A 24,087-nucleotide genomic window follows, 5' to 3' on the forward strand; every position below is an offset into this window, starting at 1 on the left:
AGGGCATCATAGGCAGGCCCGTCCCGCACAGCGTTTCGGCCGATTTTCGGCCGAGTCACGACCCGGCCGCGGCACGATGCGATGCCGGCACGATGCGATGCCGGCACGATGCGATGGCGGTCAGGGCGTGCGCACGAGGAGGCTGACGGGGAAGTCGCGCAGCAGCCGCAGGACGTAGGCCACGCCGCCATCATGGCGCCGGCCGGTGAACAGGTCCGTCCAGCGTCCGTCGGGCAGCGGGAGGGTGGTGTCCCGCCAGCCGCCGCCGCGGCGTAGTCCCAGCACCAGCCGGGGCGCCACCGCGACCACCGATCCGGAGCGGACGAACGCGACGACATGCTCGGCAGCCGAACCCGATGCCCACAACGGCCGATAGGTCGCCTCCGTGCCGAACCACTGCGGTTGTTCCCGTCGCAGCCGTAACGCGCGGGCGACGACCAGCAGTTTCGCCGCGCCGGTGTCGTCGAGCGCGGGTGGTTTGCGGGCTCCGGGATCAGGCCCCAGCTCGGTCAGGAGTTTCGCCCGCTCGCCGAAGTTGACCGGTCGCCGGTTGTCCGGGTCGACCAGGGAGGCGTCCCACAGTTCCTGGCCCTGGTAGATGTCGGGCACACCGGGGCAGACCAGCTGGAGGAGCTTCTGGGCGACGGAGTTCTGGCGGCCGAGCTCCACCAGGGTGGCGACGTAGGTCTCCAGGGTGGCGACGTAGTCCCGGTCGTCCAGGACGGCGTCGACGTAGTTCACCAGCGCGGACTCGTAGCCGAGGTTCGGGTCGGTCCAGCAGGTGTGCACCTTGGCCTCGCGGACGGCCTTGAGCAGGTAGTCCCGGACCCGCTGCGCCGGCAGCGGCCACGCGCCGACGAGCGTCTGCGCCAGCAGGTAGCCGGCTTCACGGTCCGGCCAGCCCCGTTCGGTATCGGTATGGCGCTCACCCAGAGCGACCAGACGTTGCGCCACCTCGCCCCAGCCGTGCGGGTCCTCGGTCAGTACCACCAGCCTGGCACGCACATCCTCCGACCGCTTGGTGTCGTGCGTGGACAGGGTCGTCATCGTCAGCGGCCAGGTCCGTTGAATGGTCGCGTTGGCCTCATGGAACTCGTGCACCGCGCTGTGCGGATGCCCGGCGGGAAAGGCGGGGAAGTCGCCGGGGGCGCCGCCGACCTCGTTGAGGGCGACCATCCGGCCGTACCGGTAGAAGGCGGTGTCCTCGATGCCCTTAGCCATGACGGGCCCGGTGGTCTGCTGGAATCGCACCACGAACTCGGGTGGGCCGGCCAGCGCCAGGTTCTCGATGAGATCGATTTCGCCCGACCGCCGCGGCAGGGATTCCCGGGCCCGCTCACACGCCCCGACCACGTGAGCTCGGGCGTCCAGGGTTGCGGCCCCGCCCGGCCGGATGTAGGCGCGGTAGACCGCGAACGCGGCCAGCACCTCGGCGAGCGCCTCGCGAAGACCGACGCGGGTCAGGTCTGCGCGCCGCCGCCGTGCCTGCGTCAGCGCGAGCTCGGCGAGCCGGTCCAACTCGGGCCGCAGGACGTCCATGAGCGCGGCCAGCTTGGCCTCGCGGGCGAGCGCCGCGAAGTCGGGGGAGGAGCCGGTTATCTCGGCGTACAGCTTGGTGAAGGGCCTGGCCGCCGCTGGATCGACGAACAGCCGGGTGAGCCGGTTCAGCGTGTCGTAGCCGGTGGTGCCCGCGCACGCCCAGGTGTCGGGCAGTACCTCACCCGGTTCGAGGATCTTCTCCACGACCGTCCACGCGCCCTCGGTGGCCTCGGACAGCCGGCGCAGGTACTCCTCGGGATCGGCGAGACCGTCGGGATGATCGACCCGCAGGCCGTCGACGGCGCCGGCCCGCACCTGGTCGAGAATCAGGCGATGGGTCGCGGCGAAGACGTCCGGGTCCTCCTGACGCAGGCCGGCGAGCGTGGTGATGTCGAAGAACCGGCGGTAGTTGAGCTCGGTGCCGGCGACGCGCCAGAAGCACAGCCGGTAGTGCTGCCGATCAAGGGTTGCCGCCACGTCGCCAGGGTCGGCGGTGCCCACCGCGACCGGCAGTACGTGGTCGTGGTAAGTGACCACGGATTCGGCATCCTCGTTCGTCGTGATCATGATTTCCCCGGCCGCGAGGCAGTCCGCCAGCGGGTCACCCAGAATCGGGACGACGATCTTTCCTGGATTGTCCGGAGAGTCCCAGTCGATGTCGAACCAGGACGCGTACGGCGACGTCCGGCCCTCCCGCAACACCGACCACCAGACAGCGTTCGCGGTCTCCGGAGCGGTGATCGCCATGTGGTTGGGCACCAGGTCCAAAACGATGCCGAGGCCCGCCTTGCGGCAGGCGGTCACGAGTCTGCGGAACCCGGCCGGCCCGCCGAGTTCGGGGCTGATCTGGTCGTGGCTGACGACGTCATAGCCGTGGCTCGAACCGTCGACGGCCTCCAGGACGGGCGAGCAGTACAGGTGGGTGACCCCGAGCGCGGCCAGGTACGGGACGATGACAGCCGCGTCGGTGAAGGAGAACTCCATGCTCAGCTGCAACCGGTAGGTCGAGCCCGGGACCGTCCGGGCGGGCGTCGGGGTGACGCTGCCCCGTGACTCAGTCGGCACAGCGCAGCACCAGGGTTGACCGGGCGTCGACCTCGATGGGGTCGTCGGCCTTCACGATCCGGTTGCCGGCGCGCGCGTCGAACGGGCCGCTTTCGCCCGAGCCGGCAGCTCCGCCCGAGTCGCCTGAGTCGACGGCTGTTGTCACGACCGCGCCGGGTACCCCGGTATCGATGACGATCTCCCAGCTGGTGCCGAAGTTCTCCGGCGGTACGCGGAATCCGAGCGGCTCGAAGTGCGCGTTGAAGAACAGCAGGAACGACTGGTCTACAACGTTTTCGCCGCGGTGGTTGCGGTCGGGTATGCCGTGGCCGTTGAGGAACATCCCCAGTGACCGCGCCAGGCCGAACTCCCAGTCTGCATCTGACATCTCGGTACCGTCCGGAAGCAGCCAGACGATGTCCTTGAGCGGTTCCTCGGCGCCACTGCCCGCTGCATCTCCCGGGCCGGGTACCGAACCGGTGCCCGAACCGCGAATCGCGTCACCCTGGAAGAAGCGCCGGCGGCGGAACACCGGGTGTTCCCGACGCAGAGCGGACACGAGCGCGGTGAACTCCACCAGGCTTGCGTTGCGTTCCGCCAGTGACCAGTCCAACCACGAGATCTCGTTGTCCTGACAGTAGCCGTTGTTGTTGCCATGCTGGGTGCGCCCCATCTCATCACCGGCCACCAGCATGGGTACGCCCTGCGAGAGAAAGAGCGTGGTGAGGAAGTTTCTGATCTGAGCCGCGCGTAGCGCGAGCACATCAGGATCGTCGGTCGGCCCCTCCACACCACAGTTCCACGACCGGTTGTCGTCCGATCCGTCCCAGTTGTCCTCACCGTTGGCCTCATTGTGTTTGTTGTTGTATGAGACCAGGTCGTGGAGGGTGAAACCGTCGTGGGCCGTGATGAAGTTGATGGATGCGGACGGGCGGCGGCCGTCGGATTCGTAGAGGTCGCTTGACCCGGTCAGGCGGGATGCGAACTCGGTGATGCCGTGGTCCTGACCACGCCAGAAGTCCCGCACGGTGTCACGGTACTTGCCGTTCCACTCGGTCCACAGTGGCGGGAAGTTGCCGACCTGGTAGCCACCGGCGCCCAGGTCCCAGGGTTCGGCGATCAGTTTGACCTGGGAGACGACCGGATCCTGCTGGACGAGGTCGAAGAAAGAGGACAGTCGGTCGACCTCGTAGAACTCCCGGGCCAGGGTCGCAGCCAGATCGAACCGGAATCCGTCGACGTGCATCTCGGTAACCCAGTAGCGCAGCGAGTCCATGATGAGCTGGAGGACATGGGGATGGCGGACCCGCATGCTGTTGCCGGTGCCGGTGTAGTCCATGTAGTAGCGCGGATCGTCCTCTATCAGCCGGTAGTAGGCGGCATTGTCGATTCCGCGGAAGCAGAGCATGGGACCCATGTGGTTCCCCTCGGCCGTGTGGTTGTACACCACGTCCAGGATCACCTCGATGCCGGCATCGTGCAGGTCCTTCACCATCAACTTGAACTCCTGGACCTGCTGCCCCGACCGGGCTGCGGCCGCGTAGGCGTTGTGGGGGGCCAGGAAGGCCAGCGAGTTGTATCCCCAGTAGTTGCGCAGGCCGCGGCTGACCAGATGCTCGTCCTGGACGAACTGGTGGACGGGCATGAGCTCCACGGCGGTCACACCGAGCGTGTGGTAGTGGTCGACCATGATCGGATGTGCCACCCCGGCATAGGTGCCCCGGTACTCCGCCGGAAGGTCTGGGTGCGCGATCGTGAGGCCACGCACGTGCGCCTCATAGATGACGGTCTCGTTGTACGGGGTGCGGGGCGGGCGGTCGTTGTTCCAGTCGAAGAACGGGCTGATGACCACCGACTTCATCATCCGCGAGGCGGAGTCGGCGGTGTTCATGCTGTCTGGATCGCCGAAGTTGTAGCCGAACACCGACTGGTCCCAGTCGATCTCGCCGTCGACGGCTTTCGCATACGGGTCGAGGAGAAGCTTGTGCGGATTGCACCGCAGCCCCCGGGCCGGGTCGTGGGGGCCGTGCACCCGGTAGCCGTATCGCTGGCCGGGGCCGATGCTGGGGAGGAACCCGTGGTAGACGAATGCGTCGACTTCCTTCAACTCGACGCGCGTCTCGGCGTCGTCATCGTCGAACAGGCACAGTTCGACCTTCTCGGCAGCCTCAGAGAAGATCGCGAAATTGGTCCCGGTGCCGTCATAGGTGGCACCGAGCGGATAGGGGCTGCCCGGCCAGACTTGCAACATACGTACGAAGCCTACGGGTGGTCGGAGATCCAGGGCCGACCGGCGCGGGTGGGGACGAACATCCGCGGGTCGGGTGAGTCCAGGCGGACGGTTTTTGATCATGTCTGGCCGATCGTCCCAGGTCCGATCGTTGTAGGTGGACTTGAACACACCGTGATATGATCATGTACTGATCCGGTCGGGCAGTGTCGTCGACCATAACGTGTGGTTCGGTCGGAAACCCGGTCCCGGTCCCGGTGCTCCGGTCCGGGATGTGTCTGATCACATGATCGACGCGTGGCCATCGCGAATAGTCCGGATATCGACCGGATGAACCAGATCTGTCAGACGGGGGTCGGGTATGGATGCCACGGCGCCCCATGGCACCATCGGTACCGCGCGGCGCGGACGATCGTGAGGCGAGATCGCAGGGGAAGGCGTAACTCGTCGACGGAGGTCCTGCGTGGTTGCAATGTCATCAGCACGAGAACTTGTATCCGGTCCGGCGGCCTTCAAGGTTCCCGGCATGTTGGCGGTTCTGGCCTGCCCGCCGTCGCTGTGTCCGCACCTGGAGTTCGCCGTGTCCGCCGTGCTGTCCTCGTCGGTGTCCCTGACCTGGAGCGAGCAGCCGCGCTCCGCGGGCGCGCTTTATGCGGGCCTGGAGTGGCGTGCCCCGTGTGGGACGGCCGGGCGCCTTGCCGGCCAGTTGCGCCGCCTCGGTCAGGTCTGCTTCGACGTGGTCGAGGCACCCTCGCCGGGATGTGACTCGGAGCGCTACTCCCACACGCCCGAGCTCGGCCTGCACCGTGCATCGATCGCCGCGAACGGGGACATCGTCGTCGGGGAAGCCGCGCTACGTGCCCTCATCGAGCGGGGCGAGGGTCGCGAGACCCTGGCACGAGGGTTGCACCGCTTGCTGGGCACGGCGTGGGACGAGGCGCTGGAGCCGCTTCGGCAGGCAGCCCATGGGGCGCCGGTCACCTGGTTGCGCCGGACCGGCTGACCATCGTGTCCGGCCGCCTGACGAGAATTCGCTAATGATCATCAAGGTCGATGTGGTGAAGGCCACACCCAGTGGGGATCGTCCTAGCGGGCACATACCCTGCCGGTCGTGCGTTGTGGGTTGCGCACGAGACGCACTCAATTCACGGGAGAATCTCAGTGGCCACCGATTACGACACCCCCCGCACCACCGATGCCGAGGAGGTTTCCGAGCAGAGTCTGGAGGCGCTCAAGGCGCGGCGGGCGGATGCGGCGGCTGACCTCGGGGACGAGGTCGACCCGTTCGAGGCCGAACTCGACCTACCCGGCGCGGATCTGGCCGGCGAGGAGCTGACGGTCCGCGTCCTACCGCGTCAGGCGGACGAGTTCACCTGCAAGAGCTGCTTCCTGGTCCACCACCGCAGCCAACTCGCCGACAGCCGGCGGATGATCTGTGCCGACTGCGCGGCGTGAGGTAAGAGCTATAGATCACCAATGGTGTCGGATGTATCGCTCTGCGATCCGCCCGACCACGATCCGCCCGACCACCGGTCCGGCACCGGGTGAACTCGCCTGATGGGAACGATCAGCAGGAACACATCAGGCGGGTTCGCATGGTCAGAAGGGAACCACCATGACGCCGGCGTCACGTAGCTCGGTGATGGCCCGGGTGTCGTCACCTGGCCGGAGCCCGACGAACCGGGTGAGGGCGAGTGGCAGCACCACCTGATAGCCACGTGCACGCCCGTCGAGCGCTGTCGCCTTCACGCAGTGGTCCCCGGCGAGGCCTACGACCACGATGGTAGCGATATCCCGTGACATGAGAATCGTGTGGAGTTCGGTCGCCTGTGCAGTGTCAGTGAGCGGATCCCGGACGGTGAATCCCGAGTAGCCGTTCTCACCGCCTGTCCCCTTGCGAACCACGGTTCCGTCAACCCGTAGCGCCGGATGCAGTCGCGCGCCCACGGTGTCCCGTACGCAATGCGGCGGCCAGATGCCTCCGCCGGTGGAGAAGTGCGGGGTGGTGGGTGGATGCCAGTCCTGGGTGTAGATGACCGGTGAACCTGCGGCTACCGCTTGTTCGATCTCGGCATTGACGGTCGGTATGAGCTCCTGCCCACCAGAGACGTACAGACTTCCGTCCGGCGCGGCGAAGTCGTTCTGCATGTCGATCACGAGGAGGGCGACGCCCGGTCGGTATCTCTCGGGCACAGGTCCGGTCATAGGTCGATTTTGGGACTTCGCTCCGGATTTGGCGCGCCAGGGCCGGGCTCGCGATAGGCCGGGCCGGGCGTGCGATGGGCCGGGCTACAGTGGGCGGGTGCGTAGCAGAGACTACGGGCCTGACGTGCTGGCGCAGGAGAAACGCGCGCGGCCTGCACCACCGCCCACGGTGGAGGCCGCGCAGGAGCTGGTCGTCGAGGATGCCGCGACCGGCTTCTGCGGCGCGGTCGTAGAGATGGAGGCCGGTGGTGTGGTGCTGGAGGACCGTCATGGTCGGCGTCGGATCTTCCCGCTCGACCCCGGCGCCTTCCTGCTGGACGGCCGGCCGGTCACGCTGATCCGGCCCCAGCGCTCGGCGCCCGCGGGCCCGGCCCGCACCGCGTCCGGGTCCGTGGCCGTTCACGGCCACCGGGCGCGGGTCGCGCAGGCGAGTCGAATCTACGTGGAGGGGCTGCACGACGCCGCGCTCGTCGAGCGTATCTGGGGAGATGATCTTCGGGTCGAAGGTGTCGTCGTCGAATCCCTTGACGGCGTGGACGACCTTCCCGCGGTCGTCGCGTCGTTCCGGCCGGGGCCGTCGCGTCGTCTCGGGGTGCTCGTCGACCACCTCGTCCCCGGTTCCAAGGAGAGTCGGATCGCCGCGTCTGTGACATCGCCGGACGTGCTGGTGACCGGGCATCCCTACATCGACATCTGGCAGGCGGTGAAGCCGGCGTCCGTGGGGATCGCGGCCTGGCCGCGGGTGCCCCCGGGCGAGCCGTGGAAAGAAGGCGTGTGTCGTGCCCTCGGCGTCGCCGAACCCGTGGACATGTGGCGTCGGGTGCTTGCTGGCGTGCACTCCTACACCGATGTCGAAGTGGGTCTTCTCGGCGCGGTCGAACGTCTCATCGATTTCGTGACCGCGGCGACCTTATGACGATGGATCCTCTGTAGATGCCTTCCCAGTCGCGAGCGTTCGCGATGGCCTTCGCGGCCGCCGTGCTCCTCCTGGTCGGTTTCGCGGCTCGTGGCGTGTCATCCGGTTCATCTGGTTCCGGTGCCCTGCCGCGGACCGACGCCGCCGTTGGCGGCATGTCGCTGCCGGCGGGTCAGGACTCGCTCCGGGGACGCACGATTCTGCTGGATCCCGGGCACAACGGCGGTAACGCGGCCGCCGCAGCGGCCATCTCCCGCAAGGTGGACGCGGGCGGCATGGAAAAAGAGTGTGACACCGTCGGCGCCGAGACCGACGATGGATATCCCGAACACGCGTTCACCTATGACGTCGCGGTCCGGGCGGCCGCGCTGCTGCGCGGACGCGGCGCCATGGTTGTGCTGACCAGAACCGATGACTCCGGGGTCGGTCCGTGCATCAACGAGCGGGCGCGGATCGGCAACGACGTGCACGCCGATGCGGCGGTGTCCGTGCACGCCGACGGCGGGCCGCCGAGCGGCAGCGGGTTTCATGTCATCGCCCCAAGCCTCGGCCCGGACGGCGCCAACGCCGTGATTCTCGCTCCGTCGGCACGTCTGGCGGAGGCGCTGCGGATGGGGTTCGAACGTGACACCGGCGAACCACGGGCCGACTACGTCGCGGACGCCGGGTTGTCCTTCCGTGCGGACCTCGGTGGGTTGAACCTGTCGCGGGTGCCGAAGGTGTTCCTCGAATGCGCCAACATGCGCAACCCGGCCGATGCCACCAGGGTCTCGGACGCAACCTGGCGCCAGCACGCCGCGCAGGGTGTCGCCGACGGCGTCACGCTCTTTCTCACGGCGCCACGGTCCTGAACGGCTGTTCGGGCGAGGGACGCCAGCTGGTTCAGTCGGTGACTGTGATCGCCTGTTCGGGGCAGGCCTCGGCGCCCTTGCGCGCCTGTTCCTCAAGGCCCGCGGGTACTTCCGGGTCGGTGATCAGACAGTAGCCGTCCTCGAGCCCGTAGACGTCCGGGCCGTGGACGTTGCATTGGCCATGGCCGGCGCACACGGACGGGTCAACGCTGACGCGCATGTGTCCTCCTGTCGAACGGATGGGTCGGATCCGATGGGTGCTGTCATGCGTACAGGAACAGGCATTGTTGCACGCCCGGCGGCCATATGGTCCATTGGGGGCCGCCGGGCGTGCGTGCCCGACAGCACACCCCTGTGTGTCGGGCGCACTGAAGGTGGGGCGGTCAGATTGCAGATGTCATCCGCGGAGCACATGGGACATCCGCGACCGGCGATGCTCGCGGATCCGTACACACGATGCCCGCATGCCATGATTGGCATGCGGGCATCGTAGAAAGCCCAGGTAAACCGGGGTGGGCGATACTGGGATTGAACCAGTGACCTCTACCGTGTCAAGGTAGCGCTCTCCCACTGAGCTAATCGCCCCAGTTTGTCCGAGATTGTTCCTGAGGCGGAGGCGGGAATCGAACCCGCGTACAGGGCTTTGCAGGCCCTTGCCTAAGCCACTCGGCCACTCCGCCGGGGGAGGCCGGAACCAGCTTGACCTCTGACCTCACACAGTCTCGAGCGGACGACGGGATTCGAACCCGCGACCCTCACCTTGGCAAGGTGATGCTCTACCAGCTGAGCCACGTCCGCGTGCCCCACCGTTTGGCGGTGCAGGTAGCACTCTAGCGGACGATGGGGGAAGCGTCGAATGGACCGCCGTCCGATGTGCCGATGATGTGCAGTTCCTGGGTCAGGGTCCCGTACGCCCCGATCAGTCACGTCGGTCGTCTCTGTCCTGGTCGCAGGACGCGACCCAGCCGCCCACGCCGGTAGCGTGCTTTGGATGGACGGCACCACACGGGACAGCTCGGACCAGGGCAGGCGGGCCGGGTCAAGCGGTGTCTCCAACCGTGCGGCATGGGGCGCGGCACCTGCAGGTGGTGGGCACAGCGAGGTCCGGTACCGTCCACCACGGCGGACCGGCTCTTTCGCGGTCGTCGGCGGCAGGCTCGCGACCGGAGTGATCGATATCACCGACGATCTGGCCGCGCTCGATCGCGGCGGGTTCTGGGCGGTGGCGGTCGACTTCGAGGGCACGGCGCGGTGTGTTCGTTTCGGTGAGGTCCGGCCCGCGCCACCGTTGGCGACGCTTGCCGGCCGGCCCTGGCAAGGCCCGCCACGTGGAGCCTGGACCTCCAGTTTGGACGGTCCCGGCTATACCCGTGGGGTTCGCCGCATCCGGGCTGAGATCGCCGCTGGCGAGGTCTACCAGGTCAACCTCTGCCGGGTGCAGTCCGTGCCTGTGGCCGACGACGCCGGTGAGGTGGTCGCGGCACTTGCAGCGGCACTCGCGCGAGACAACCCGGCGCCGTACGCGGCCGTGATGTACGTCCCGGAGGTCGATATCCGGCTGGCCAGCGCGTCACCGGAGCTGTTCCTGTCGCGCCGGGCCGACGTCGTGAGATCCGGGCCGATCAAGGGAACCGGGCGGGTGGCGACCGATCTGTGGGACAAGGACGTTGCGGAGAACATCATGATCGTTGATCTGGTCCGTAACGACCTGGGCCGGGTGGCACGTATCGGCGGGGTGAGCGTTCTGAAGTTGTGCACGGTCGAGGCTCACCCGGGTCTGGTGCATCTGGTGTCAACGGTCCAGGCCCAGCTGCGACCAGATGTCGGTTGGCCTGAACTGTTCGCGGCGAGCTTTCCGCCCGGCTCGGTGTCCGGTGCCCCGAAGTCGAGTGCGTTGCGCGTCATCGGAGAACTCGAACCGTCTGCTCGTGGACCCTATTGTGGTGCGATTGGTTGGGTGGACGCCGAGAAAGGGCTCGGTGAGCTTGCCGTCGGCATCCGAACATTCTGGTTCGCGGCCGGGCGTCTGCACTTCGGCTCCGGCGCTGGAATCACCTGGAGCAGCGATCCGTGGGCCGAATGGCGCGAAGCAGAGCTCAAGGCTGGACGTCTGCTGAGGATCGCTTCGTCCACCTCGCAGTGATGCGTCGAGACCTGGTTGCGGTCTCTACCTCCGGTCGGCTTCGGATGAACACCGCTGCTGGGGTCCACCGCTGCTGGGGAAAGCGGGCACCTGACTCGCGACCCCCGGGCCGGGGCGCTTGCCCGTCCCGGCCCGGGGGTGATGTCAGAGGTCGAAGGCCCGCCCCGGCCCACGACGTCAGGTTGCAGGCCCACCCCAGATGAGCAGCGCAAGCTCTGCGTCCAAGTCGACGACTTCGCTTTCTGCGCCGAGTGGGACCACCGAATAGGTGCGGCGAAGGAAAGACAGCACCTCCGAGCGCGGCATCTCGAACAGCGCGTGGCCCGAGGGACTGGACAGGGAGAGGCAGACGATCCGTCCGCCGGACTGAGCCGCCGGCCAGACCTGCACGTCTCCGTCGCCGGCCGGACGCCGGACACCGTCGCTGAGCAGTTGGCGGGCGAACGTCCACTCGACAACCTCGTCCGCGCCCGTACGGAACCCGATGCTGACCGCGTACGGGTCCGCGGGTTCATAGCGCATGGTCGCCGCGACCGGGACGGGCGCCCCACCGGGAACGACGAGCCGGAGTGCGAGCTCTGCTGTGATGGAATCATGACGAATTGTCATCGGGCGGCCTCTCAGTGCTGCGGTGGTGCGGGCGAGCACCCGTGTAACGAGATAGTTCCCTCTTTGAGGCTCGTTGGAAACAAGGTTATGCGACTTGAACATCCGTTACGCCGGTTCGGGAGACTTGCCCGGCATGGAGCAGGCGCGCAGGCCACAGTTGGCTGGAAGAGACCACGGTGTGCGCCTTCCGTGGTCACTTGTATCGGTTCGCGCCATGTGGCACACCCCCCGTAGGTCGATTACCCTTCGTGCTGGATCGCTGTTGCCGCAGTGTGCGTCAGGGGGGGTCTACCCCGCCCTTGCTCGTCCCAATCGAGGTGAGTTGTGTCCGGATCGTGACGGACGAGGCTCCGTTCCGCAAGACCTAACGTTGTCGACATCGTGCGACGCTTCCGCACGGTCCGTCGGCCTCGCCACAGCGTTGTCCGGGTCGGACCATCAGCCCCGCCCGGGGCAACCCCGCTCGGGTGGGGCCGGCCCCCGCCGTGGCATCGCCATGGCGGCGTAGTAGGCTTCAAATGTCTTCCGGGCGTATAGCTCAGTGGTAGAGCGCTGCCTTCACACGGCAGAGGTCCGTGGTTCGAAACCACGTACGCCCACAGGGATTTTGAGCGGTATCGATCTTCACGGACCGTCGTCAGTCAGCGGATCGTCAGCAGGGTCTGTCAGGGCCGCCCGAAGCCGATCGTGGTAGTCCTTTGGCCGGTGGGTGTACCGGTTCAAGGTCGTACTCGCATGCTCGTGTCCGAGTGCGACTTGCACGACGTTGACCGGCACCCCTTCAGAGATCAGCCAAGTGGCGTAGCAGTACCGAAGCCCGTGGAAGGTCAGCGACGCAGGTAGCCCCGCCGTGCGCCCGCGGGTATCCAGCTGGCCGCATCATCAACGACGGCCGTACCACCCACGACAGGTAGGGAGGGGCTGCACCGAAAGAGCGACCGTCCCCGAAAAACCGGACGCCCCCGCAGAGGATCTCGTCGGGGGCGTCCTTTGCTGCCGACCACTTAGCGCTCCGGGGACTGCGGCCTCCGGGCGCGCGATCTGACGATCGTCGCACGCCTAGCCGAGCCCGGTCAGGCCCTTCACCTTGTCCAAGGTTGCGGTTGCGATCGGGCGGGCACGGTCCGCTCCGTCGACCAGAATCCCCTCGAGGCCGGCCGGGTCTGCCATCAGTTCAGTAAACCGCGTACGGATCGGTTCGAGGGATGCGACGACCTGGTCGGCGACCGTGCGCTTGAGGAATCCATAGCCCTTGCCCTCGAAGACGTTCTCGACCTCGTCCCGGTTCTGCCCGGAGAGTATTTCGAAGAGAGTGAGGAGATTGACGACGCCGGGGCCCGCCGTCTCAAAGCGCGTGTCGTTCGACGAATCAGTGGTCGCGCGCATGACGGCCGCTCGGATCTGGTCCGGCGTGTCCACGAGACCGATTGCGTGCCCAGTCCTGGTTGCGCCCAGGGATTTCGACATTTTCATCGTCGGTTCGTCAAGGCCCATGATGCGCGCGCCGCTCGATCGGATCAGAGGCTCAGGCAGCACAAACGCCGGACCGAACATGTGGTGGAACCGCTGCGCGATGTCCCGGGTCAACTCGATGTGCTGACGCTGATCCTCGCCGACCGGAACCCGGTGGGCGCCATAGAGGAGGATATCCGCGGCCTGTAGCACGGGATAGTCGAGCAGCCCCGTGCCGACGCTCTCCTGCGCGGCGGACTTCGTCTTGAACTGGGTCATCCGCTCCAGCCACCCCAGCGGCGTGACACAGTTCAGAATCCAGGCGAGTTCGGCGTGCGCCGAGACAGCCGACTGCACGAAGATGACGGCCTTCTCAGGATTAATGCCGGCGGCGACGTACAGCGCGGCGGTCTCGCGTGTCTTGGCGCGGAGAACAGCGGGATCGATGGCCTCGGGAATCGTTATGGAGTGCAGGTCGACGATGCAGAAGATGTTGTCGTAGAGATCCTGGTTCTCGACCCAGAGCGAGAGTGCACCCACATAGTTACCAATATGGATTTTCCCGGTCGGTTGAATACCGGAGAAGGCTCGCTCTCGCTGCACATCCATGGCTGTTACCGGCACACTCTCTACTCAATTTTCGTCCCCTGGGTCGGTATTGACCGAGGGGTGGCCCGTGCCGTATGCAGGGCACGGTGTGGTGTCGCACCGCTGAGTCTGCCACGTATCCGTCGCATGGCTCGCAGCCCCGTTGCCCCGCTCGGCCCGGTCAACCGGCGACGATCCGCGACCACTGGTTTTGTCTTCCCACAACTACCGCCGGCTCCGTCGGTCGACACCCGACACCTCCGGTGCCTCCCTCCTCGCACCTCGCGATGTACGCACCCCAGCCCCGCTCCTTGATTCACTTCCCTACTGTCGCGCGCTCTTAACCATCCATCTGTCATGGTCCGCGCCTCGTTCATCCGCGTGCTATCGACTGCACGGTGATGATCGTGAGGGTTCGTACCGTGTTCCCCGGCCGCTGTCGTCCGCTGGCTGTTGTCGAACCGATGACATCCGACTATGGGCTGCCCATCAGGTCCGGTACGGTACGGATCGGGTTTTGTGCTGGGCGTGATGTATGGCGTCGCACGCACCTTCATGGACGTCATGGGTGAGATGACGGTCGCCATGGCGCTTCGCGGGGCCGACTGTCCAGGGTGCGGCATGGGGGAGGGCGGAGTATGGCAGGGGCAGGGACTGGAAAGGCTGGGTCTGGACGGGCGGACTGCGGGGTGCGAGCCGTGCTTTCGGTCGATGACCTGGCGCCTGTCCGTGACGGGGCGGGGATGGCTACCCCCCTGCATGGACAGGCTACTCGGGCACCTGGCGGCGAAGCCGCAATGCCACCTGGCGGCGAAGCCGCAATGCCACCTGGCGGCGAAGCTGAGACCAGGACGGTGAGCGACGGGAACGGGGCCGACCCGGACGAACCGCGGTACGGCCGCGACTGGCCCGGCCACACCTTCCTCGGGCGGATCGACCGGCGACTACGCAGTGAGCTGCTGGGACTCGGGCAGATCGTTCGGTTCATCAGCGGCACGACTATGATCATTGAAGGCGACACCGACCGGGACCTGTTCATCCTGCTTGACGGCGTGTGCAAGGTCACGGGGGTGACCCCGCACGGCGCCCAGGCATTGCTTGCGATCCGCGTGGGCGGAGATGTCGTCGGTGAACTGGCAGCGATGGACGGTGAGCCCCGGTCCGCCACGGTGACCGCTGGCGGTGCGGTGACCGCACGCCGGATCAGCGCAGCTGACACGAACCTCTTTCTGAGCAGCCATCCGGTCGTGGCGGCGGAGATGAACCGCGCGGTGGCGGCGAAGCTGCGCTGGTCGACGCGGCGTCGGGTCGACTACGGCGATCAGGTGAAGATCCGATTGGCGCGCGTCCTGGTTGAGCTGGCATATCTGCACGGCGAGGCGGTTGACGACGGTATTTCGATCGGCGTGCTGACGCAACCCGAGGTGGGTGCGCTGATAGGCGCCGGCGAGCCGAGCGCGCACAAGGCGCTAGCCGAGTTGCGGGCCGCCGGCATCCTCAGCACTCGCTATCGGCGAATCGTCATCCACGACCTGCCCACGCTCGGGACGGTCGCCGACGGCGACCGGTAGTGGTCATCGGGTGCGGCGATGGGCGGTCATCGGTACTCCGGAGCCGGGGCGCAACGTCACGCGGGGGAGCGGACCGACCGGCACCCGCGGAACGGGGTCGAAGCGCCCGCCGTGGTCTCGTGCCCGGCGAGCAGGATTGTCAGCGCCTCGTCGCGTACGGCGTCGTCGTCCAGGGGTGCGCCGGTCTCGGCGTCGCAGGCCGCCAGCAGCAGTGACAGCAGGTCGTCGCCGCCGGTCGGGTGTTGCCGACGGTTTGTGATCATCTTTCGGACCAGTGCATCGAGGTCTGCGCGCGAGTCCCGAGCTCGTCTGATCGCAGGCAGTGGCAACTTTTCCAGGTGGCGGCCGCCCGGGATGATTGCTCGCTGTGACACGCCCATGTTCACCGCCAGTGCCCGCCGCACCGTGGTCACGACCTCATTGTCGACGGGTAGGTCGAACACGGTCCTGGCTATGATCCCGAGCGTGAGTTCGGTCATGTGCATGTCCAGGCGTGTTCCTTCGGACCATCGCTCGGCCGCCTGTTCGGCCAGCGTCGCGAATACGGGGTCGTAGGCGGCGATCCGCTGACGGTGGAACAGCGGTTGGATGAGCCTGCGTCGAATCCGGTGCAGCTCGCCGGTGCTGGTCAGAAGCCCGGATCCCAGTATTAGCGCCGGCGGCTGTACTCCCTCGTCGACGGGTGTCCGGCGCCGGTGAATTCTTTTGACGAAGGCCCGCTGGGATGCCACCAGGATGTCCTGGACGGACGCCGGATCACTGACGAGGTAGGCGGCACCGCGTCCGAGCGGCACCCGCACGATCGGGCCGTATTCGCGGCGCAGCCGGGCGAGCAGGGCGAGCGGATCGGTCAGGAACTCGACAGCGGTACGGACGGGCCGCCCGGTCGGCCCTGGTGGGCTTTGGCCTGGTGGGCTTTGGCCTGGTGGGCTTTGGCGCGGTGGCGTCGGGTCCGGAACGGCGACCGCGTCCCCAGCCGGGGTGACCGGCACGTTCTCCGATGCGCCGTCGACGGAGCTGGCCTGGACGGAGCTGGCCTTGGCGGATGCCGTCGTCTACCTCAGGTCTGCTGGGTGGGTTCTGATCATCAACTGTCACGGCCGAGTGTGGCGGCACGTTGAGAAGAAGATGTGAAATAGCTGTGAGTAAAATCTCCGCTCCGCGGCGGCCAGGTTCCTGACCCGCTCACAACCGGAATCCGTCGACGCAGGCGAATGCATCGAGGGCCAGGTCGGACAGAACCGGGCATGGCAGAACCTGGTGTCACGGGGCCATCCCGGCGACGACACGCTGAATGACTCCGGTCATAGTGGCGGCGCGGTGCGTGGAAACCGTTTACGCTAGTGGGGAGAGGTTGACGGCGACCCCCCCACGCCGTCAGCCTCTCGTCTGGCTGGCCAAGGTATGCGTGGTCACGGGCATCCAGACCGAGGGGCTGTAGCCGGGCGTCCGTGCTCCTTCGCCTGCCAGCCGGCCTTTTCGCGTGGCACCCGGGTGGGTGTGGACGGATGAACGCCGGTACGCTGGGCGCGGGTCGCGGTGGCGCCGGCTCAGGCCGCTCCAGCAGGCCCGAACTCAGGTTCCGGATGTGTCGGGAGGCCGCGCCAGTGACGTACCAGCCAGGTCGACCGCTTCGAACCCCGCGCCCCGGTCGCACATCGGAAACGGACAGTTCGTGGATATGACGTCGACCACGCCGGAGGGCGTCTCGTTGGAGGCCCAGGCAGGTGTCGGCAGTCCGGACGGCTTCCGCCGGCTGTATACGCCGCACCGGATGGCCTATATCAAGGGCGAGGACAGACCGACCGGCGAAAACTGCCCGTTCTGCATCATCCCGTCCATGTCGGACGAGGAGGGGCTGGTCGTCGCGCGGGGTGAGGGCGTCTATGCCGTCCTCAACCTCTACCCGTACAACTCCGGGCACCTGATGATCGTCCCGTATCGTCACATCCCCGACTACGCCGATCTCATGGACTCCGAGACCACGGAGATGGCCCTGTTCACCCAGCATGCGCTGCGGGCTCTGCGGCGGGCCAGCGGTGCGCACGGTTTCAACGTCGGGATGAACCTCGGTACTGTCGCGGGCGCCGGGATCGCCGAACACGTCCACCAGCACGTCGTGCCACGCTGGGGCGGTGACACCAACTTCATGCCGGTGGTCGGCGGCACCAGGGTGCTGCCCGCACTCCTCGGCCAGACCCGCGACCTGACCGCCGCGGCCTGGAAGGAGACGGACTAAGAGCGACCGGCAATAGGGGACGCGGCGTCGCGGGGCTGGGGCACGCACCTCGCTGTGTTGTCGTCGGTCGACACCCACAACCTCCGGTGCCTCCGTCCTCGCGCCTTGCGATCTACGCACCCCGGCCCCGCTCCTTGACCCCCGTCTCTATTGCCGGGCGCTCGGTAGGAACGATGTGAATCTGATGCTGTGGCAGGAGCATCAGATTCACATCGTTGAGAACGCCCGACTGACAGCCGCTTAGCGGTCTCGCCCGTGAGTCCTTCGGGGGCTGGCACCTGGGCAGGCGGGGGCGGTCAGATGTCGGGGGTCGACAGGTACAGCTCGTAGGCGCAGTCGAGGGCCCCTTCGGGGGTGCCGGTGAAGGCGCCGGGTGCTGGTGCCGGTAGGCATGTGGGCAGGTGGCCGGTCCAGCACGAGTGGATGGCTGACGTACATTTTCCGCCCGAAAACCGGCGCCTCCTGACGTCTTCCTTCCACTCGTCGCACCGAAGGGAATGCGGCCCCGCTCGTACATCCACGTCCCTGTTGCCGGGCGCTCTTACTCGGCTGTTCGAGCGGTGAGATACGTGGCGGCGAGGTGTTCAGGTACCGGCTCGTACCGCAGGTGGCCGCGGGAGAACGTTCCAGTGCCCTGGGTCAGCGAGCGGATGTCAACGGCATATCTGAGCATTTCCGTTTCCGGTACCTCAGCTCTGATCACCGTACGATTCCTGCCGCCGGGGTCTCCTGGCCCTGTTCCACCGACGGGCTCGATCCCGACGACCCGCCCACGCCGTGCCGCCAGGTCGCTGGTGACCGGGCCGACATGCGCGTCGGGTGTGAGCACGCAGACGGCGAGCACCGGTTCGAGCAGGACCATCCCGGCGGACTGAGCCGCGTTTTTCAACGCCAGCGCACCCGCGGCCTGGAAGGCGACGTCGGAGGAGTCCACGGAGTGCGCCTTGCCGTCCACCAGGCGAACCCGGATGTCGACAAGCGGGAAGCCGGCGGAGACCCCGAGATCGAGCTGGCGCCACACGCCTTTCTCCACCGACGGAATGAACTGACGCGGGACCGCACCGCCGACGACCTCGTCGCGGAATTCCCGCCCGAGACCGGGCGGTAGTGGTTCCACTTCGATATGACAGATTGCATACTGACCGTGGCCGCCGGACTGCTTGACGTGCCGGCCTGTTCCCCGGGCCGGTCCGCGTAGCGTCTCCCGCATGGGCACCTGTACCGGCACCCGGTCGACATCCACGCCGTACCGGCTCGCGAGCCGCTCGATGATCACATCGCTATGCGCCTCGCCCATACACCACAGGACGAGCTGACCGGTCTCACCGCTGTGCTCGACGGTCACGCTCGGGTCCTCGGCGGTGAGGCGGGCAAGCGCGGTTGACAATTTGTCCTCGGCGCTCTTCGTCCGGGCCCGGATCGCCACCGGCAGCTGCGGCTCGGGCATGGTCCAGGCCTCGAACAGGATGGGGCCGTCCGGGCTCGACAGCGTGTCCCCGGCCTCCGCTGTTATGATCTTGGATGCGGTACAGATGTCGCCGGCTCGGCACATCTCGACGGCCTCCTGCGTCGACCGGCCCAGTGGGCGGGAGATCGTGCCGATCTTCGCGTCCTCGTCGTGGTCGGGGTGGCCCCGGTCGGCCCGGCCGTGTCCGGCGACATGAACCGGCGTGTCCGGGCGCAGCGTGCCGGAGAACACCCGGATGAGGCTGATGCGTCCGACATAGGGATCGGTCGTGGTCTTGATGACCTCGGCGGCCAGCGGACCATCGGGGTCGCCCGACGGCAGCGGGCACGGCGATCCGTCCGGCCGGCTGGTGGCCGGTAGTGGATGTTCGAACGGGGACGGGAACGCCCCCGCGAAGAGGTCCAGCAGTTCTGTCACGCCCAGTCCATCGGCCCCGTTTCCGACGGTCGCCACGACCGGATGGAAACGGCCACGGGCGACCGCAGTCTCCAGATCGTCGAGCAGCTGTTTCGCCGAGAGCGTCTCACCGGCCAGGTAGCGGTCCAGCAGGGACTCGTCCTCGCTCTCGGCGATGATCCCCTCGATCAGGGCGTCGCGGGCCGCGGCAATCGCCCCAGGCCCGCTGTTCTGGCCCGCATCGCTGTTCTGGCCCGCCGGACCGTCCTCGGCAGGCGCCAACAGGTCGACCAGCCGGTATCGCTGCTCACCCGGCATGGGTTCGGCAGACCGCGAGCGGCCGACCGGCAGGTAAAGCGGGAGCACGCCCGCCCCGAACACCTCCTGGCAGATGCTGAGGGTCGAGGCGAAGTCGGCCTGGGGACGGTCGAGTTTGGTGATCGCGATCGCGCGGGGCGTTGCGGCGGCGGCGCATTCGTCCCAGAGCAGCCGCGTGAAGCCGTCGACTCCGTCGAGGGCGCTGACCACGAACAGGGCCGCATCAGCAGCGCGCAGGCCGGCGCGCAGGTCCCCGATGAAATCGGCGAGCCCCGGTGTGTCGAGCAGGTTGATCCGCAGTCCCCGGTGGATCGTGGACAGCGCGGTGAGGTTGAGTGTGCGCTGCCGACTTTCGGTATCTTCATGATCGGTATGTCGGGTATTGGCGGAATGGCCGTGCGCAGCCTCACCGCCGTCCGCCGTGGCCAGCAGGCACTCGGCGAGGGTGGTCTTGCCTGCGCCGGTGTGGCCGACCAGGACGATGTTGCGCACGTCGGTGCCGCGTTGGTGAACGGGACGGACATCGCATGGTGCTGACTTCACCCGCGCCTCCCCGGAGTGACATGGCCACTGGCTGGATGGGAAGGTGAGAAACCAGTGGACGGCTGCCGGACGGACTACTGGGCCCCCGGGGAAGGCGAGCCCCGCAGGGAACACGAGTCCCTGGGAATAGATTCCTCCTTGACGGGCGTGTGAACAACCCGTGTCGGCCGAATGAGGTGGCGGTTGCCGATCGTGCCGGCGGTACTGTGAACGAGCAGTGCGGGACGTACGGGACGGGACGGGACATGCTCGCTAGCAAGGCGCGACCGCAGATCCAGCGCGTGCTCGATCCCTTGGGTGAGCGGTTGGCCCGGTCGTCGGTGTCACCGGATGCCGTGACCATGGTGGGCACCATCGGCGTGGTCGGTGGGGCGCTGGGTTTCTTCACCCGCGGGGTCTTCTTCGTTGGCGCTGTCGTCATCACCCTGTTCGCCGTCTCCGATCTCATCGACGGACTCATCGCCCGCGCTCGTGGGATCTCCTCGCCGTGGGGTGCGTTCCTGGACTCCACCTCCGACCGGGTCGGTGACGGCGCCATCTTCGGCTCGTTGATCATTTGGTACGCCGGTGACGGTGATTCGTTGCCGCTGTGTGTGGCCGCCCTGATCTGCCTGGTGGCGGGTTCGATCATCTCGTATGTCAAGGCCAGAGCGGAAGGGCTGGGATTCCACTGTGACGTCGGCTTCGCCGAACGCGGTGAGCGGCTCCTGGTCGTCCTGGTCGCCGCTGGTCTCTATGGCCTGGGCGTGCCGTATCTGCTGCCGGCCGCGCTGTGGTTCCTCGCCGCGGCCACGGTGCTGACGGTGGCGCAGCGGATCGTCCATGTCCATCGGCAGTACCTGGGGCGAGGTCAGGGCGCTGCCGCGCGGGCGGCCCAGCCGCCGGTCGAATCGCCCGCGGCCACGCGGGTCCACTGACGGGGCGGCCGGCGTTGACGACTGCGCAAGCCCGGATGACGGACCTGGCCTACGCGACGGGCTGGCGGGTCGTGCGTGTCCTGCCCGAGCGTGTCGCCGCGCGGGTGTTCACCGCGGCGGCCGATGCGGCCCTGCGCCGGGACGGCCGTGGAGTCCGCCGGCTGCGGTCGAACCTGGCGCGAACAGTCCCACCCGACGCAGATCTCGACGATCTCACGCGGGCTGCCATGCGGTCCTACGCCCGTTACTGGCTGGAGGTCTTCCGGCTGCAGGACATGCCGGGCGAACGGATCACCAAGGGTATGCGCATGCTGGCCGAACCGCGGCTACGTGCGGCTCTGGCGTCCGGTCGAGGCACCATCGCCGCGCTGCCGCACATGGGAAACTGGGAGCATGCCGGCGCGTGGCTCGCCGCGAACGGGGAGCCGTTCACAACGGTCGCCGAGCGGGTGGAACCGGCATCCCTTTTCGATCGTTTCGTACGGTTCCGTTCCGCGCTCGGCATGGAGGTCATCCCGCTGACCGGTGGTGAGCTGCCACCATTTGACCTGCTGGCGGACCGCTTGCTCGCTGGCGGCACGGTGTGCCTGCTGGCCGACCGCGACCTGTCCGCGGACGGGGTGCCGGTCACCTTCTTCGGAGCGACGGCCACGATGCCGCCGGGGCCGGCCGCTCTCGCTCTGCGGACCGGGGCGACGTTGCTGCCTGCCACCCTATGGTTCGAGCCGGACGGTTGGGGTGTGCGTATTCACCCGGCCGTGCCGCATACCGACGTCGTCCGGATGACCCAGGCGTTGGCAGACGCCTTCGCCGAGGGCATCGCGGCCCACCCCGCGGACTGGCACATGCTCCAGCGCATCTGGCGGGACGAGCCGGCGACCGCAGAGCAGGCAGAACAGGCAGAGCAGGCAGAGCCGGCGACCGCCGCGGCGGCAGAGCAAACAGCCTGCCCGCCATCGGCCGGAGTGGAAACGTGAAGATCGGGCTGGCCTGCCCTTACACCTGGGATGTGCCCGGAGGGGTTCAGGTCCACGTGCGGGACCTCGCCGAGACTCTCATCGGACTCGGTCACGACGTTTCGGTGATCACGCCGGTCGACGACGAGACAACCCTCCCGCCATATGCCGTGGACGCGGGCCACGCGGTGCCGGTGCCCTACAACGGCTCGGTCGCCAGGCTGCTGATGGGGCCGGTGTCAGCCGCCCGCGTGCGCAGGTGGTTGCGGGAGAACGACTTCGACGTGTTGCACGTGCACGAGCCCACGGCGCCGAGCGTCAGCCTGCTCACGTGCATGCTTGCCGATGGTCCCATCGTCGCCACATTCCACACGTCCAACCCGCGTTCGAAGATTCTGACGGCTGCGCACGGCGCATTGCAGCCCTCGATGGAGAAGGTCCGGGCGCGGATCGCGGTGTCCGAGGCGGCCAGACGAACGATCGTCGAACATCTCGGCGTGGACGCGATCCTCATTCCCAACGGAGTCGCGGTGGGCACCTTCCGGGACGCCACGCCGCTGCCCACGCGCCCACCGGGCGGCGCGACCGTGGTCTTCCTGGGGCGTATCGACGAGCCCCGCAAAGGTCTGGACGTGCTGCTGGCGGCCTTGCCGACGCTGGTGGCGCGGTGCGAGGGGGCGCAGTTGCTGGTCGCGGGCCCGGGCGACTGCGAGGCGGTTCTCGACCGGGTGGAGCCAGGTCTGCGGGACCGGGTGCACCTGCTCGGTCTGGTCTCCGAGGCCGACAAACCCCGGGTGTTTCGTTCTGGGCAGATCTATTGCGCACCCAACACCGGGCAGGAGAGTTTCGGCATCGTCCTGCTGGAGGCGATGGCCGCCGGCGCTCCGGTTGTGGCCAGCGACATCGACGCCTTCCGCCGCGTTCTCGATGACGGCCACGCCGGCCGACTGTTCCCGGTCGGGGATGCGACGGGCCTCGCCCGTGCGCTTGCCGAGCTGCTGGCCGATCCGGGTGAGCGTGGCCGGCTCACCGATCGGGGCCGGGCGGTGGTGACCGCCTATGACTGGCCGATGATCGCGAAACGCATCGTCGGGGTGTACGAGATGGTCGCCGGCGACACGCCGGTGTCGGTAGCTGTGGGCTCTCAGCCGAAGACGATTCGTCATTCTGCTTGATCGGAATCAATCCCCTGGCGCGAGGTCACCCGCTGTTGACTACGCTGCGCGAGGTGCCCCTAGTTGTCCTCACGGTCGCGGTCATCGTTCTGATCGCCACATACCTCACCTGGCTCGCGAGTCGTCTCGACCGCCTCGCGGTCCGGGTCACCGATGCCCGCACGGGTCTGACCGGCCAGCTGGCGCTGCGCGTGGCAGCGGCCGGGGAACTCGCCCGACAGTGCGAGCTGGCCGAGCTGGGCGAGGCGGTGGTGCGGGCGCGGGCGGCCCATGCGGCCCATGCGGCTCTCGCTGCTGACGGCCCGCTGGACAACGACGCCGAAGCGGTGGAGAACAACCTCAGCCGGGCGTTGCGGTCAGCGCAGGTCGCGGCGACAGCCGACCGCGCGCCTGACGCCCTGCACGCGGTGGACGTTGCCGCGGCCCGGGTGGCCCTTGCCCGCCAGCTGCACAATGACGCGGTCCGTGATGTGCGGGCGTTGCGAAGCAGACGGGTTGTCCGGGTCCTGCGTTTGTCCGGGCGTAGACCGTTGCCGGCCTACTTCGAGATCGACGACGCTCTCCCGGTGCGCAGCAGCGGAGACGGGAGGATCGACGGCGATGGCGACGAGAACAAGCCCGACGGCGGTACGTTGAATGGTGATATGACCGGATTCGCTCCATGATGACTTGTCTGTAATGTGGTATCCGGCATGGGTATCCGGCATAGGCATGCGGTCGTTACCACTCGTCGCCGACCGCCCGTGTGCGTACCCGAGGGTCCCAGGTGGGATTCAGGTGGCACTTCGGCCGTACGATGAGGCGTCCCCCGTCCGGTGCGGATTCGTGCATCCGCCGGTGGCCCGGTAGGCCGAAGTCCGGGTTGGCCGACGTGCGCGCGGGCAGGGGCACCTGCTCCCGACGGATCCGTGTACAGAGAGGCGAGTC

General features: G+C 67.5%; 20 protein-coding genes and 4 tRNA genes. 12 read left to right on the plus strand and 12 right to left on the minus strand.

Annotated elements, in window-relative coordinates:
• Positions 1-120 precede the first annotated feature (120 nt).
• A complete protein-coding gene (gene treY, locus U9978_RS11200; protein WP_322761032.1) occupies positions 121-2,604 on the minus strand; it encodes a malto-oligosyltrehalose synthase in 2,484 nt (827 codons plus the stop codon).
• The gene (gene glgX, locus U9978_RS11205; RefSeq protein ID WP_322761033.1) at positions 2,594-4,834 is read right to left on the minus strand and encodes a glycogen debranching protein GlgX; all 2,241 of its coding nucleotides are present in this window, start codon (positions 4,832-4,834) and stop codon (positions 2,594-2,596) included. The genes treY and glgX overlap by 11 nt, the downstream gene beginning before the upstream one ends.
• 451 nt (positions 4,835-5,285) lie before the next feature.
• Here glgX and U9978_RS11210 point away from each other — a divergent pair, with 451 nt between their 5' ends.
• Both U9978_RS11210 and U9978_RS11215 read left to right on the plus strand, forming a co-directional pair.
• Positions 5,286-5,816, plus strand: coding sequence for a DUF3145 family protein (locus U9978_RS11210; RefSeq protein ID WP_416210934.1), 531 nt, complete (start codon positions 5,286-5,288; stop codon positions 5,814-5,816).
• 158 nt (positions 5,817-5,974) lie between these two features.
• A complete protein-coding gene (locus tag U9978_RS11215; protein ID WP_322755642.1) occupies positions 5,975-6,268 on the plus strand; it encodes a DUF4193 domain-containing protein in 294 nt (97 codons plus the stop codon).
• A 144-nt stretch (positions 6,269-6,412) separates the two neighbouring features.
• On the opposite strand, the gene U9978_RS11220 is transcribed toward U9978_RS11215, so the two are convergent.
• On the minus strand, positions 6,413-7,018 hold the full coding sequence (locus U9978_RS11220) for an isochorismatase family protein (RefSeq protein WP_322761035.1): 606 nt from the start codon (positions 7,016-7,018) through the stop codon (positions 6,413-6,415).
• A gap of 97 nt (positions 7,019-7,115) precedes the next feature.
• Between U9978_RS11220 and U9978_RS11225 the strand changes: the two genes are divergently transcribed.
• Together U9978_RS11225 and U9978_RS11230 are read left to right on the plus strand one after the other, a co-directional pair.
• Positions 7,116-7,934 (plus strand): DUF3097 domain-containing protein, encoded by an 819-nt coding sequence (locus U9978_RS11225; protein ID WP_322761036.1) that lies wholly within the window; start codon positions 7,116-7,118, stop codon positions 7,932-7,934.
• A 17-nt stretch (positions 7,935-7,951) separates the two neighbouring features.
• Positions 7,952-8,785, plus strand: a complete 834-nt coding sequence (locus tag U9978_RS11230; RefSeq protein ID WP_322761037.1) for an N-acetylmuramoyl-L-alanine amidase — start codon at positions 7,952-7,954, stop codon at positions 8,783-8,785.
• A gap of 31 nt (positions 8,786-8,816) precedes the next feature.
• Here U9978_RS11230 and U9978_RS11235 read toward each other — a convergent pair whose 3' ends face one another.
• From U9978_RS11235 to U9978_RS11250, 4 genes are all read right to left on the minus strand, one after another.
• Positions 8,817-9,005, minus strand: coding sequence for a ferredoxin (locus tag U9978_RS11235; protein ID WP_322761038.1), 189 nt, complete (start codon positions 9,003-9,005; stop codon positions 8,817-8,819).
• A gap of 293 nt (positions 9,006-9,298) precedes the next feature.
• Positions 9,299-9,370, minus strand: a tRNA-Val gene (locus tag U9978_RS11240).
• 23 nt (positions 9,371-9,393) lie between these two features.
• Positions 9,394-9,465: transfer RNA gene (locus U9978_RS11245), tRNA-Cys, on the minus strand.
• Positions 9,466-9,510: 45 nt separating this feature from the next.
• A tRNA-Gly gene (locus U9978_RS11250) sits at positions 9,511-9,583 on the minus strand.
• A gap of 193 nt (positions 9,584-9,776) precedes the next feature.
• Here U9978_RS11250 and U9978_RS11255 point away from each other — a divergent pair.
• Positions 9,777-10,928 carry a chorismate-binding protein gene (locus U9978_RS11255; RefSeq protein WP_322761039.1) on the plus strand — a complete coding sequence of 384 codons (1,152 nt, stop codon included), beginning with the start codon at positions 9,777-9,779 and terminating at the stop codon, positions 10,926-10,928.
• A 177-nt stretch (positions 10,929-11,105) separates the two neighbouring features.
• On the opposite strand, the gene U9978_RS11260 is transcribed toward U9978_RS11255, so the two are convergent.
• On the minus strand, positions 11,106-11,537 hold the full coding sequence (locus U9978_RS11260) for an SsgA family sporulation/cell division regulator (RefSeq protein WP_322761040.1): 432 nt from the start codon (positions 11,535-11,537) through the stop codon (positions 11,106-11,108).
• A gap of 527 nt (positions 11,538-12,064) precedes the next feature.
• Here U9978_RS11260 and U9978_RS11265 point away from each other — a divergent pair.
• Positions 12,065-12,136: transfer RNA gene (locus U9978_RS11265), tRNA-Val, on the plus strand.
• A 25-nt stretch (positions 12,137-12,161) separates the two neighbouring features.
• Here the strand turns inward: U9978_RS11265 and U9978_RS11270 are convergent.
• Both U9978_RS11270 and trpS read right to left on the minus strand, forming a co-directional pair.
• Positions 12,162-12,407 carry a tyrosine-type recombinase/integrase gene (locus tag U9978_RS11270; protein ID WP_322761072.1) on the minus strand — a complete coding sequence of 82 codons (246 nt, stop codon included), beginning with the start codon at positions 12,405-12,407 and terminating at the stop codon, positions 12,162-12,164.
• A 189-nt stretch (positions 12,408-12,596) separates the two neighbouring features.
• Positions 12,597-13,598 carry a tryptophan--tRNA ligase gene (trpS, locus tag U9978_RS11275; RefSeq protein WP_322761041.1) on the minus strand — a complete coding sequence of 334 codons (1,002 nt, stop codon included), beginning with the start codon at positions 13,596-13,598 and terminating at the stop codon, positions 12,597-12,599.
• 833 nt (positions 13,599-14,431) lie between these two features.
• On the opposite strand from trpS, the gene U9978_RS11280 reads away from it, so the two are divergent.
• Positions 14,432-15,148 carry a Crp/Fnr family transcriptional regulator gene (locus U9978_RS11280; RefSeq protein WP_322761042.1) on the plus strand — a complete coding sequence of 239 codons (717 nt, stop codon included), beginning with the start codon at positions 14,432-14,434 and terminating at the stop codon, positions 15,146-15,148.
• A 56-nt stretch (positions 15,149-15,204) separates the two neighbouring features.
• Here U9978_RS11280 and U9978_RS11285 read toward each other — a convergent pair whose 3' ends face one another.
• Positions 15,205-16,140, minus strand: coding sequence for a cytochrome P450 (locus U9978_RS11285; protein WP_322761043.1), 936 nt, complete (start codon positions 16,138-16,140; stop codon positions 15,205-15,207).
• 689 nt (positions 16,141-16,829) lie between these two features.
• On the opposite strand from U9978_RS11285, the gene U9978_RS11290 reads away from it, so the two are divergent.
• On the plus strand, positions 16,830-17,387 hold the full coding sequence (locus tag U9978_RS11290; RefSeq protein ID WP_322761073.1) for an HIT domain-containing protein: 558 nt from the start codon (positions 16,830-16,832) through the stop codon (positions 17,385-17,387).
• A gap of 541 nt (positions 17,388-17,928) precedes the next feature.
• Here the strand turns inward: U9978_RS11290 and U9978_RS11295 are convergent.
• Positions 17,929-20,112: an elongation factor G-like protein EF-G2 gene (locus tag U9978_RS11295; protein WP_322761044.1), complete on the minus strand. Its 2,184-nt coding sequence runs from the start codon at positions 20,110-20,112 to the stop codon at positions 17,929-17,931.
• A 245-nt stretch (positions 20,113-20,357) separates the two neighbouring features.
• On the opposite strand from U9978_RS11295, the gene pgsA reads away from it, so the two are divergent.
• Genes pgsA through U9978_RS11315 form a run of 4 tightly spaced genes read left to right on the plus strand, consistent with a single transcriptional unit; the run spans position 20,358 to position 23,825 of the window.
• Positions 20,358-21,029, plus strand: coding sequence for a phosphatidylinositol phosphate synthase (pgsA, locus tag U9978_RS11300; RefSeq protein WP_322761045.1), 672 nt, complete (start codon positions 20,358-20,360; stop codon positions 21,027-21,029).
• A gap of 35 nt (positions 21,030-21,064) precedes the next feature.
• Positions 21,065-22,006, plus strand: a complete 942-nt coding sequence (locus U9978_RS11305; RefSeq protein WP_416210928.1) for a phosphatidylinositol mannoside acyltransferase — start codon at positions 21,065-21,067, stop codon at positions 22,004-22,006.
• The gene (locus tag U9978_RS11310; protein WP_322761047.1) at positions 22,003-23,160 is read left to right on the plus strand and encodes a glycosyltransferase family 4 protein; all 1,158 of its coding nucleotides are present in this window, start codon (positions 22,003-22,005) and stop codon (positions 23,158-23,160) included. The genes U9978_RS11305 and U9978_RS11310 overlap by 4 nt, the downstream gene beginning before the upstream one ends.
• A gap of 35 nt (positions 23,161-23,195) precedes the next feature.
• Positions 23,196-23,825: a hypothetical protein gene (locus tag U9978_RS11315; RefSeq protein ID WP_416210929.1), complete on the plus strand. Its 630-nt coding sequence runs from the start codon at positions 23,196-23,198 to the stop codon at positions 23,823-23,825.
• Positions 23,826-24,087 lie beyond the last annotated feature (262 nt).

The sequence above is a fragment of the Protofrankia sp. Cr2 genome, assembly GCF_963555885.1.
Taxonomy (GTDB): domain Bacteria; phylum Actinomycetota; class Actinomycetes; order Frankiales; family Frankiaceae; genus Protofrankia.